The organism is Flavobacterium phycosphaerae, assembly GCF_010119235.1.
Classification (GTDB): Bacteria; Bacteroidota; Bacteroidia; order Flavobacteriales; family Flavobacteriaceae; genus Flavobacterium; species Flavobacterium phycosphaerae.
Genome location: NZ_JAAATZ010000001.1, coordinates 1,939,447 through 1,951,495, shown reverse-complemented (window position 1 = coordinate 1,951,495; position 12,049 = coordinate 1,939,447). Strand labels below are relative to the sequence as shown.

The window sequence follows — 12,049 nt, the reverse complement described above, 5'->3', positions numbered from 1 at the left end:
AAATAAAAAATTCAGATGAAATTCATTGTATCGAGTTCATACTTATTAAAACAACTACAAGTCTTAGGTAGCGTTATTAACAGCAGTAACACTTTGCCTATTTTAGATAATTTCCTATTCGAATTAAACAACAAAACCTTAACGGTTTCGGCTTCTGATTTAGAGACTACCATGTCGGCTACTTTAGAAATTGATTCCACCAGCAAAGGCAGTGTGGCTGTTCCGGCAAAATTGTTATTAGATATTTTAAAAACATTCCCAGAACAACCGCTAACCTTTACCGTAGAAGAAAACAGTACGATTGAAATTAGCTCGAATTCAGGGAAATATGCCATTGCTTACGCTCCGGGAGAAGAATTCCCAAAATCAGTAAGTTTGGATGATCCTTCTTCTACAATAGTGCCTTCTGAAGTTTTAGCCACGGCTATCAGCAAAACTATTTTTGCCGCCGGAAATGACGATTTACGTCCGGTAATGAGCGGAGTGTTTTTCCAATTCTCTCCGGAAGGATTGATATTTGTAGCTACCGATGCGCATAAATTAGTGAAATATGCCCGTGCTGATGTAAAAGCCTCTCAAGTAGCGGATTTCATCATGCCAAAGAAACCTTTGAACATCTTAAAAAGCATTTTAGGAGCATCTGAATCTGATGTGACTATTGAATATAACGATTCTAATGCGACTTTCTCTTTCGACAGTTATGTATTGACTTGTCGTTTGATTGACGGTAAATATCCAAATTACGAAGCGGTAATTCCGAAAGAAAATCCAAATAAATTGATGATTAACCGAGTGTTGTTATTGAACTCTGTTCGTCGTGTTGCGATTTTCTCTAACAAAACTACACACCAGATTCGCTTAAAAATTGCCGGTGCCGAATTGAATATTTCTGCCGAAGATATTGATTACTCAAACAAAGCAGAAGAGCGTTTGACTTGTGATTACCAAGGCGACGACATGCAAATCGGATTCAACTCCAGATTCTTATCTGAGATGTTGACCAACCTGCAGTCTGATGAGATTATGTTGGAAATGTCAATGCCAAACCGTGCCGGAATCCTAACACCAATTGATGGTTTAGATGAAGGCGAAACAGTAACCATGCTGGTAATGCCGGTAATGTTGAACAACTAATATAAACTAACCTTTATACCGAGAAACCGTAATTTCGAAAGAGATTGCGGTTTTTTTATTCATGCAAGGCCAAGATGGGTGTTTTTAAACTTTGTGATAGTTTTTGGGTAGTGGTAGTGGTAAACAGTTCTACAAAGAAGTTTCTTTTGTACGTCAACATAGACAGCATATCCACTTGCTGATTCACTAAGAAGTCTTCGATGGTCGTTTTAACGTGTTCGCTTGGCAGAACAAAAAACTGGTTGCTATCCTCATCTTCAAAATGGGATTCCCAACGTTTTACCGTTTCATCCGTAACATCAGAAGAAGGCGTTTTTACATACAAACATTTCACTTTGGCTTTCAGTTTCTTTGCCATTTTCACCACGTCTTCCAAGGCCTTAATGTCTTTTTGACGGAAACGGGTGGTAAAGGCAATGGTCTCTATTTTAGTATACTTTGCTCCAAGCGGAACACTCAACACCGGTACGGACACATCCGAAATCACACTGCTGGTATTGGTTCCGATGAAGGAATCAAGCCAACCGGTGGCTCCTCGGGTTCCCATTACTACAAAATCAGCATGCTCTTGTTTGACTACTTTTTTAATGTTGAACACCAAATCACCATCCATCAAGATATGATTCATCACAACATGCTCAGCATTTCGGGCTTCGGCCATCGTTCTCAGGATTGGCATTTTATCTCTGAAATGTTCAAAATTGGTTAACTCAATAGCATCGTAAATCGTGGCATAATTAATCGGCATCGACTGACTGTCAACAATGGGCAAATCAAAAGTGTGCAACAACACCAATTCGGCTTTAAACAGTTTGGCCAATTCAAGCGCATATACAAACGCATTATCCGAAGTTTCAGAGAAGTCTAAAGGAACGAGTATCTTTTTCATAAAATAGGATTTAACAAATTCAAAATTACAATTAAAGGTACTCATTTTCAATGATATTTATCAGGTAGTTTGGTTTAGTTAACTAAAATTTAATCTGACCCATGCGCCATAACTCTTTGCCTTTTTAAATACACTCCTATATTATTTTCCTTACTTTAGCGAAACTAAACACTAATCATGGCTGACTATATAATCCAAACAGAGGCACTGAATTTTCAATATTCGAAGTATAAAAAAGTATTAGAAAACATTTCCATCCACGTTCCCAAAGGTTCTATCTACGGTTTTTTGGGACCTAATGGCGCCGGTAAATCAACCACCATGCGATTGCTCACCGGAATCATCCCTGAACAGGGCAACGCCATAAAACTCTTTAACCAACCTCTACAGGAACAACTCCCGTTAGTATTTTCAAAAATTGGCTCTTTGGTTGAATCGCCGGCTTTATACCTGCATTTGAGTGGTATTGACAATTTGAGATACATTGCCAAACTCCGCAACATTCCCGAGGAAAAAGTAATGGAAACTCTGGCGTTAGTCGACTTAGCCCGAGACGGTAAACGCAAAGCCAAACAATATTCCTTGGGGATGAAACAACGTCTTGCGATAGCCATGGCCTTGCTTAGTGAACCCGAATTGCTGTTGCTTGACGAACCCGTAAACGGCCTAGACCCTAATGGGATTATCGATATCCGAAAACTGCTCATCAAACTCAATCAGGAAAAGGGCGTGACTATTTTTGTATCGAGCCATTTACTCAGCGAAATAGAAAAAATGTGTACCCACGTGGGCATTATCAGTAAAGGCAAACTGCGTTTTGAAGGAACCATGCAGGAACTTTCTAAAGCAGCGAGTATGTGTAAAATTCAGGTTACCGTTGACGATGCCCCAAAATGGCAAGCAACACTTAACACGCAATACAAAAATGTAAATCTGATTGCTCAAAACCAACTCACCTTGGATATTGGTAACAAAGACCAAATTCCGGAGTTTATTAAAACCTTAATCTCCCAAAATGCCACCGTATATGAAGTCAAGATTCTAGACGGATTAGAAGAATGGTTCATGACTATAACCGATGAAAAACATACCGATGAAAAATAATATCAGCCACTTTATCACCGCGCTAAAAGCCGAACACATCAAAAAAAGAGGCACCGGATTTTACTGGACCAGCGCTATTTTAGGAATCATTTCTCCTTTGTTGTTCTGCATTGTTACGATAGTTACAACTACTGACGAAATAAAAACAGAAATCCCCACTAACTTTTACCTGAAGTTTATAGAGAACTGCTTACTGCCGTTTGCCGATTTCTTTTTCCCGTTACTGATTATTATTATAGTGAGTCGCATTACCCAGTTAGACCATAAAAATGGCGGCTGGCAGTTGATGGAAACGCAACCTACCTATAAGTTTTCAATTTATTTCTCCAAGTTCACTACCATACTAATCGCCAATCTAATTTCGATACTGTTGTTTATGGCGGTTTCTTTATTGGGTGCTTGGCTATTGAGTTTTATTGTCACCATTCCTAAAATGGCCATAATGGAATTCCCCTTTACCGGAGTCATTCATCTCATTGCCCGTCTTTTTGTGGCTTCGTTATTGATTACCGTGGTGCAGTTTGTCATATCAGTTTTGATTCCGAGCTTTATTTGGTCAATTGTCATTGGTTTTTTCGGATTGCTGTTAACTGCTTTCTTGGCTCCGTTTGATTTAGTACCCGCTTGGTATCCTTATGAAATTCTGTCCAAAATAGCAGCAAATCCTAAAGGCAGTGACTTAGGTTATTGGTTCACTTTTTCCGACTATGTGGGCATCACCATCAGTATTGTCTTGCTCTACATTGGCTTTCAATGGTATCGTTTTAAATCGTTGCGTTGGGCTTTTAACAACAAGTCTAAAATACTAAGCTTAGTTGCTGTGGTGCTGGTTTTTGGTGGACTAACATTTTGGTTACTGCGACCGAATCAAATGCCTAATTATGAAAAAACTGTGTTTTGCGGCAAGATTGACAGCAAAGAAAAAATGAAGACCGTTTATATTGTTGACAACACCGTTCAGGATACTATTGCCAGTATTCCGGTCAAAGACAATGCGTTTCATTATGTATTCGACAAAAAAATCATTACCGATAACTACAGTTTTATTATCGATCAGAAATACAATGGCAATGTGTTTTTCGGAACCAATGACAGTATTTATCTGGAAGGAAAAATTTATGGGCCAAAATCTGATTTTACCCTAAAAGGCACCCGACTGGCCGAAAACCAAATGGGCAATGGAGAAAAACCAAGTTGGAGCATGGTTTCTTATTACTTAGAAGAAAATGTAAATCTTGACAAACCCGAAATCATCATCAATGCGTTGTATAAAGATTGGAAAGAAGAAATGCAGGCTTCAGGCAAGTTCAAAACCGTTGACAACTATATTGCGAAAAACGACTATACCGAAAGAAACCAAAAGTTAATCACCACGCGGTATTTGAATATGTGGAATGAATTTTTGAAAAAAAGAGCTGCTTTATATCCTAATCAAAGCACACCGGAAGGAGCCTCTATCAAAGAAATCAAAGCCAAGCTATCATTAACCGATGAAAGTTTGCTGAGCACCCAAGAGTATTTTGCTTACCTGACCAGCCAATTGATTGCCAACAACAAACAGGAAATTGACGATAACACCAAATCTATTTTGGCTATAGCCCAGATGAAGAAAGGCTCGTTTAAAGACAAAATGCTTTTTTGGCAAATGAATAAAAGCATCGAAGAAGCCTCAACCAGCGAGGAACGAAATCAGTTTGTAGCCAAGTATATCGGGCAATTCAGCAGTGAGCGTTACCAAAGAAAAATTAACAACATCAATAAAATTGCCGAAAGTTTAGGCAAAGGCAAACAGGCACCGGCTTTTGAAGCTACAAGTCTTGACGGCAAACCGACAGCACTGGCTAACTTAAAAGGAAAATTTGTCCTTATTGATGTTTGGGCAACTTGGTGCGGGCCTTGCAAACAGCAATCGCCTTACTTTGAAAAATTTGCTTTGAAATACAAAAAAGAGAAAATCCAATTTGTAGCACTCAGTACCGATGAAAACATTCAAAAATGGTACATCGCGGCGCAAAGCAAATCTAAATCGGTGTTGCAATGGCATGCCAATGATTTAGACGGATTTAGCAAAGCCTATAATGTAATAACCATTCCAAGGTTTATCCTTATTGACCCGAACGGCAATTTTGTGAATGCTAATCTACCGTTTCCGGCAGAAGCTTCGTTTGAATTATTGTTGCGAAAAGCCATGCATTTGCCCGAAGAAGAATAGCAAAATAGCTTTTATAGATTTAGTATCTTTGCCCCAAATGCGTAACAAATGATTTCACAGGAAACTATCGTGGCACTAGCCTCACCTTCGGGTGCCGGTGCCATTGCGGTCATTCGAATTTCGGGGGTAGCTGCTTTGCCTATAGCCGAACAGGTTTTTCAATCGGTTTCAGGAAAGGCCATCAGCAAACAAAAAACGCATACCATTCACTTAGGGCACATAGTTGAAGACGGCAAAGTGTATGACCAAGTGCTGGTGTCTGTTTTCAAAAATCCGCATTCGTATACCGGAGAAGATGTGATTGAAATTTCATGCCACGGGTCGGCCTACATTCAGCAACAAATCATACAGTTGTTGTTGCGCAAAGGCTGTCGTATGGCTCAAGCCGGTGAATTTACCTTAAGAGCTTTCTTAAACGGCAAACTCGATTTGTCGCAAGCCGAAGCTGTGGCCGACTTGATTGCTTCGGATAACGAGGCCAGTCACCAGATTGCCATGCAGCAAATGCGCGGTGGTTTTAGTAATGAAATTGCCAAACTCAGAGAAGAACTATTGAATTTTGCTTCCCTAATAGAATTAGAATTAGACTTTGCCGAAGAAGATGTTGAGTTTGCTGACCGCACCCAATTTAGGGAACTGCTTAGCCGCATTGAATTTGTTTTAAAACGATTGATTGATTCTTTTGCCGTGGGTAACGTCATTAAAAACGGAATTCCCGTAGCTATTGTGGGCGAGCCCAATGTGGGAAAATCTACTTTGCTCAATGCATTACTTAACGAAGAACGCGCCATAGTTTCAGAAATTGCCGGAACAACCAGAGATACCATTGAAGACGAGTTGGTCATCAACGGCATTGGTTTTCGTTTTATAGATACTGCCGGCATCCGCGAAACCAAAGACGTGGTAGAAAGCATTGGTATCAAAAAAACTTTTGAAAAAATTGAACAAGCACAGGTCATTATTTACCTGATTGACAGCTCACAACTGGCTTTAGACAATGAAAACCTGAAAGAAGTGCAAGTAGAATTGGAAAAAATAAAAAACCAGTTCCCTTTGAAAACTTTAGTGGTACTTGGCAACAAAGCCGATAAATTATCGGAAGCTCAAGTAACCAATTTGAAAACCAATATCCCCAACATCTTATTGCTCTCGGCCAAAGAAAAAAGAGGGATTGACGAGTTAAAAAACCAACTCCTTTCCTTTGTAAATACCGGAGCCTTGCGCAATAACGAAACCATAGTAACCAACACCCGCCATTATGATTCGTTGTTAAAAGCCTTGGAAGAAATACAAAAAGTACGCTTCGGACTAGACAGCAACCTGTCATCTGACTTAATGGCTATCGACATCAAACAAGCCTTGTATTACTTTGGCGAAATTACCGGAGAAGTGACCAACGATGAGTTACTGGGTAACATTTTTGCCAACTTTTGTATCGGGAAATAACTTACCAACACCGGCGGTTTTGTATTACCTGGTCGGTAACCTACCCAGTTCAAATTTTTACTATCTTTAGACGTCTTTTGGTGATAATAATGTCACTAAAGTATGTACCCTAATTAGTTGATATGAATGTACAAGAACAAATTGAGACCTACCTCAACAGTCAGTCCGAACCCAAACGGGGCGATATGCAAACCCTGCATCACCTCATCTTGAAACTAATGCCAAACTGCCAAGTATGGTTTTTGGATGGTAAAGATGATAATGGTAAAACGGTTTCCAATCCCAATATTGGCTACGGACAGCAAACCCTACACTATGCCGGTGGAAAAACCAGAGCATTTTATAAAATAGGCCTCAGTGCCAACACTACCGGAATCTCGGTTTATATAATTGGTCTTGAAGACAAAAACTATTTGGCTCAAACTTTCGGAAAGCAACTGGGCAAAGCCAGTGTGAGCGGGTATTGCATTAAGTTTAAAGCGCTGAAAGATATAAACCTTGAGGTGCTTGAAGCCGCCATACGCTACGGAAGTGAAGCAACCTAAGACCTCCTCGCCTAGCCGGTAAAATTGTAACTCTTTAGAATGCACAAAAAAAAGCCGCTCATTGCTGAGCGACTCTTTTCAACTAATCATAATTTAACCCAAATTAAATTATTTCCATCCGCCACCTAAGTCGCGGTAAACGTGAACAGCAGCATTGAGCTGTGCTTTTTTGGTTTCAATTAACTCCAATTTTGATTCGAGGGCATCGCGTTGTGTCATCAACACTTCAAAGTAATCGGCACGGGCTGAGCGGAATAAATCATTGGCCACTTCAATTGAGCGGTTTAAAGCCTCAACTTGTTTTGCTTTCAAGGCATAACTTTTATCCAAGTTACTGATGTTAGAAAGCTGATTAGACACTTCAACATAAGCATTCAAAATGGTACGGTCGTAATTATACAACGCCTGAAGTTGTCGGGCATTGGCACTGGCAAATTCTGCTTTAATGGCATTTCGGTTAATTAAAGGTGCCGCAATATCACCGGCCAACGAGTACAATACCGACTCGGGTGTCTTAAACAAATACGATGCTTTAAAAGCCTGCAACCCATACGAAGCCGAAATTCCTAAAGACGGATAAAACTCGGCACGCGCCACTTTTACATCCAACTTAGCCGCTGCCAATTCCATTTCAGCTTGTTTCACATCCGGACGATTGGCCAACAATTGCGAAGGAATCCCTGATTTCACCTCTGAAGGCAACAAACTTAAGAAGTCGCTGTTGTCTCTTTTAATTTCCTGCGGATAACGTCCTAACAAGTAGTTGATTTTGTTTTCCGTTTCTTTAATTTTTTGCAAGGTTTCAAACTCCATACTCTGTGAGGCCAATACTTCGGCTTGGAATTTTTGCACGGCCAATTCGGTAGCACGAGCGGCTTCTTTTTGCACTTTTACCACCTCCAAAGCATTAGTTTGCAATTGAATATTTTGTCTGATGATGGCCAACTGACTGTCTAAAGCCAACAACTCGTAATACGAATCGGCTACCTCAGCCACTAAGTTGGTCAACACAAAGTTCTTCCCTTCAATAGTAGACAAATACCGACTTACAGCAGCTTTCTTGGCATTGTGAAGTTTTTTCCAAACATCAACTTCCCAGTTGGCATAGGCTGCTAAAGTAATATCGGTTAATGGGTCGGGCATTTCTTTACCCGGTTCAATTTCGGTTGAAGCATCTCCGGCTCCTTGGCTGGTATAGCGTCCTACTTTTTCCACTCCGGTTCCGGCTTTCACCCCTACGGTAGGCAACAAAGCTCCTTTTCGTAAGCGGATGTCGTTTTTAGCAATTTCAATTTCCTGCAACGTAATCATTACCTCCTGATTGTTCTTTATAGCAGTATCAATTAAAGCTACCAAATTAGGATCTTTGAAATACGTTTTCCACGGTAGTGTGGCCATATTGGTGGTATCTTTTGCAGCAATAGCCCCAAAGGAATCGGGTACAGCTGCCGTCGCTTGGGATGGCGTTATCGCTGGTGTTTTACAACTTACCACCGCTAGGCAAAGGCCCAGCGGGATAAGATATTGATAGATTTTGAATTTATACATTGTTTTCTATTTCTTCGGTTAATGGATTTTCGTCTTCTTTTTTGACAAACTTGGTTTTTTCGGATATGCGACCAAATACATAATACAATCCCGGTATCAGCAATACTCCAAATACAGTTCCGAGCAACATTCCTCCGGCTGAAGCTGAACCAATAGTACGGTTCCCGACAGCACCGGGTCCTGAGGCAAACACCAGCGGAATCAATCCGGCAATGAAAGCAAAAGAAGTCATCAAGATAGGACGGAAACGAACCGCAGAACCTTCGATAGCGGCATCAAGCACTGATTCGCCTTGGGAATGTTTTTGAGCCGCAAACTCTACAATTAAAACGGCATTTTTACCCAACAATCCGATAAGCATTACCATGGCTACCTGAGCATAGATGTTGTTTTCCAACCCAAATAATTTCAGGAATAAGAACGCTCCGAAGACACCCACTACCAGGGAAAGAATTACCACAAACGGGAGTATAAAGCTTTCGTATTGAGCGGCCAGAATTAAGTAAACAAATCCCAAACAAATCAAGAAAATATAAATAGCCTCGTTACCACGCGCCACCTCATCTTTAGAAATACCTGCCCAGTCGATGGCATACCCACGCGGAAGCGATTTTGCGGCTACTTCATTAATGGTGTTAATAGCTTCTCCACTACTGTACCCATTGGCCGATTGTCCGCTGATTTCTGATGCAGTGTACATATTTTGTCTTGTAATCTCCGACAATCCGTATACTTTATCCATTTTCATAAAAGCAGAGAAGGGTACCATTTCGTCACGATTGTTTTTTACATACAACTTCAAAATATCCTCAGGCAATGCACGATACTCGGGAGCAGCCTGCACCATTACTTTATACTGACGTCCGTACTTGATAAAACTGATTTCGTAATTACTACCGATAAGTGTTGACAATGTATTCGTCGCATTTTCGATAGTGACTCCTTTTTGTTGAGCCAAATCATTATCAATATTCAGCATGTATTGCGGGAAACTGGCGCTAAAGAAAGTAAACACCGAAGACAATTCCGGACGCTTATTCAGTTCTTTCACAAAGTCATTACTCACCGCTTCCATCTTCTTGTAGTCACCCGTTCCGGTTTTATCTAACAATCGGAGTTCGAACCCTCCAGCCGCTCCATAGCCCGGTACGGCCGGTGGTTGAAAGAATTCAGTCGTAGCACCTGAAATATCTCTAGACTTTTCTTCGAGTTCTTTCATGATTTCCTGGCAAGAATGTGAACGGTCTTCCCAACTTTTCAGGTTGATAAGACAGGTTCCTGAGTTCGCTCCGGTACCTTCGGTAAGGATTTCATATCCCGCCAAAGACGACACCGATTGTACACCGGGAATATCTTCGGCAATTTTTTGCAACCTTTCAGAAATTTGATTGGTTCGTTCCAAAGTAGATCCCGGTGGGGTTTGGATTACCGCATAGAACATTCCTTGATCCTCATTTGGGATAAACCCGGAAGGCACGCTGCTACTCAACAAGTAAGTCCCAATACAGAACCCAATCAACATACCGAATGTAATAGTTCTTCGGTTTACAATACGTACCAATAAGTTTCGGTATCGATTAGAAACACCACCAAACCAGTTGTTAAATCCTTCTACTATGCGGTTAACCGGTGTTTTCTTTTTAGGTTGGCCGTGTGTATTTTTGAGCATCATAGCACAAAGCGCCGGTGTCAGTGTTAAGGCTATCAAACCGGATAGTACAATTGAAGTAGCCATCGTAATAGAGAACTGTCGGTAGAAAATACCCACCGGTCCTGACATGAACGCCACCGGAATAAACACCGCAGCCATTACAAAAGTGATAGCAATAATAGCTCCGCTTACTTCATGCATTGCTTCTTTGGTGGCTTTACGTGCCGAGAGGTGCTTGGTTTCCATCTTAGCATGGACCGCCTCGATGACGACTATCGCATTATCTACCACAATACCAATGGCCAATACTAATGCAAACAAGGTGATTAAGTTTAAGGTAATACCAAAATATTGCATGAAGATAAAGGTACCGATAAGCGACACGGGAACTGCAATAGCCGGAATTAAGGTTGAGCGCCAATCGCCAAGGAATAAGAACACCACTAATCCTACCAAGATAAAGGCTTCAATTAGCGTGTGAATTACTTTTTCGATAGAAGCATCTAAGAATTTAGAAACGTCATAACTGATTTCATAATCCATTCCTTTAGGGAACGAGCTGGCTTTGATTTCTTTCAGTTTGGCTTTTACATCTTTGATTACCTGACTGGCATTACTACCGTAAGATTGTTTTAATACGATAGCCGCTGATGGTTTTCCGTTCAAGTTCGAATAAATATCATACATCGAGCTACCAAACTCAACATTGGCAACATCTTTCAGGCGCAGCATTTCGCCATCGGCACTAGATCTCAGGATAATATTTTCGTATTGTTCTTTAGTGGTATATCTTCCTGAATATTTCAAAACATATTCAAAAGCTTGTGAACGTTTTCCGGAACTCTCTCCGGTTTTTCCCGGTGAAGCTTCTAAACTTTGTTGTGCCAACGCTTCCATTACCTCATCGGCTGAGATTTTATAAGCCAACATTCTGTCGGGTTTTAACCAAATACGCATGGCATATTCGCGGTTTCCTAAGATATCGGCAACCCCAACTCCGTCAACTCTTTTTAATTCTGAAAGAATATTGATATCGGCAAAGTTGAACAGGAATTTTTGGTCGGTGTTTTTATCTGTACTGTACAAATTAATGTACATCAACATATTGGATTCCTCACGCGTAATCTTTACTCCTTCACGCACTACCAAAGGCGGCAATTTATTTACTACCGAAGCTACACGGTTTTGTACGTTAAGTGAAGCTTGGTTAGGGTCGGTTCCTAAATTGAACACAATTTGAATGGTTCCTTCTCCGTCATTACCGGCATCGGACGCCATATATTTCATACCGGGTACTCCATTCAACGCTCTTTCAAGCGGTAGGATGGCCGATTTAATCATTAATTCGTTATTGGCTCCCGGGTATTCAACGGTTACGTTTACTTTGGGAGGCGATATACTTGGGAATTGCGTAACCGGCAGCGAGATAAGCGCCAGTGCCCCAAGAAATACTATGATGAGCGATATTACTATAGATAATACCGGTCGTTGTATGAATCTGCTAAACATTGTCTTTTTTT

The 12,049-nt window shown here is 40.7% G+C and carries 8 protein-coding genes; 5 read left to right on the top strand and 3 right to left on the bottom strand.

All coding sequences use genetic code 11. The annotated features are described in order from the left end of the window. Positions 1–15 precede the first annotated feature (15 nt). Entirely contained in the window at positions 16–1,134 is a 1,119-nt protein-coding gene (dnaN, locus tag GUU89_RS08565) for a DNA polymerase III subunit beta (protein ID WP_162127524.1), read from the top strand. A 55-nt stretch (positions 1,135–1,189) separates the two neighbouring features. Here dnaN and GUU89_RS08560 read toward each other — a convergent pair whose 3' ends face one another. Continuing rightward, positions 1,190–2,023: a universal stress protein gene (locus GUU89_RS08560; protein WP_162127523.1), complete on the bottom strand. Its 834-nt coding sequence runs from the start codon at positions 2,021–2,023 to the stop codon at positions 1,190–1,192. Between the two features lie 177 nt (positions 2,024–2,200). Between GUU89_RS08560 and GUU89_RS08555 the strand changes: the two genes are divergently transcribed. From GUU89_RS08555 to GUU89_RS08540, 4 genes are all read left to right on the top strand, one after another. After that, positions 2,201–3,127 (top strand): ABC transporter ATP-binding protein, encoded by a 927-nt coding sequence (locus GUU89_RS08555; RefSeq protein ID WP_162127522.1) that lies wholly within the window; start codon positions 2,201–2,203, stop codon positions 3,125–3,127. Continuing rightward, positions 3,117–5,339: a redoxin family protein gene (locus GUU89_RS08550; protein ID WP_162127521.1), complete on the top strand. Its 2,223-nt coding sequence runs from the start codon at positions 3,117–3,119 to the stop codon at positions 5,337–5,339. The genes GUU89_RS08555 and GUU89_RS08550 overlap by 11 nt, the downstream gene beginning before the upstream one ends. 48 nt (positions 5,340–5,387) lie before the next feature. Further along, positions 5,388–6,785: a tRNA uridine-5-carboxymethylaminomethyl(34) synthesis GTPase MnmE gene (gene mnmE, locus GUU89_RS08545; protein ID WP_162127520.1), complete on the top strand. Its 1,398-nt coding sequence runs from the start codon at positions 5,388–5,390 to the stop codon at positions 6,783–6,785. A 122-nt stretch (positions 6,786–6,907) separates the two neighbouring features. Next, the gene (locus GUU89_RS08540) at positions 6,908–7,330 is read left to right on the top strand and encodes a DUF1801 domain-containing protein (protein WP_162127519.1); all 423 of its coding nucleotides are present in this window, start codon (positions 6,908–6,910) and stop codon (positions 7,328–7,330) included. 108 nt (positions 7,331–7,438) lie between these two features. Here the strand turns inward: GUU89_RS08540 and GUU89_RS08535 are convergent, their stop codons facing one another. Beyond that, positions 7,439–8,878 carry a TolC family protein gene (locus tag GUU89_RS08535; RefSeq protein ID WP_162127518.1) on the bottom strand — a complete coding sequence of 480 codons (1,440 nt, stop codon included), beginning with the start codon at positions 8,876–8,878 and terminating at the stop codon, positions 7,439–7,441. Continuing rightward, positions 8,871–12,038, bottom strand: coding sequence for an efflux RND transporter permease subunit (locus GUU89_RS08530; protein ID WP_162127517.1), 3,168 nt, complete (start codon positions 12,036–12,038; stop codon positions 8,871–8,873). The genes GUU89_RS08535 and GUU89_RS08530 overlap by 8 nt, the downstream gene beginning before the upstream one ends. Between the last annotated feature and the right edge of the window lie 11 nt (positions 12,039–12,049).

Coding starts and splice junctions, on each gene's coding strand:
- GUU89_RS08550 (WP_162127521.1), top strand. CDS start 3,117: ATGAAAAATAATATCAGCCACTTTATCACCGCGCTAAAAGCCGAACAC.
- GUU89_RS08540 (WP_162127519.1), top strand. CDS start 6,908: ATGAATGTACAAGAACAAATTGAGACCTACCTCAACAGTCAGTCCGAA.
- GUU89_RS08555 (WP_162127522.1), top strand. CDS start 2,201: ATGGCTGACTATATAATCCAAACAGAGGCACTGAATTTTCAATATTCG.
- GUU89_RS08530 (WP_162127517.1), bottom strand. CDS start 12,038: ATGTTTAGCAGATTCATACAACGACCGGTATTATCTATAGTAATATCG.
- dnaN (WP_162127524.1), top strand. CDS start 16: ATGAAATTCATTGTATCGAGTTCATACTTATTAAAACAACTACAAGTC.
- GUU89_RS08560 (WP_162127523.1), bottom strand. CDS start 2,023: ATGAAAAAGATACTCGTTCCTTTAGACTTCTCTGAAACTTCGGATAAT.
- GUU89_RS08535 (WP_162127518.1), bottom strand. CDS start 8,878: ATGTATAAATTCAAAATCTATCAATATCTTATCCCGCTGGGCCTTTGC.
- mnmE (WP_162127520.1), top strand. CDS start 5,388: ATGATTTCACAGGAAACTATCGTGGCACTAGCCTCACCTTCGGGTGCC.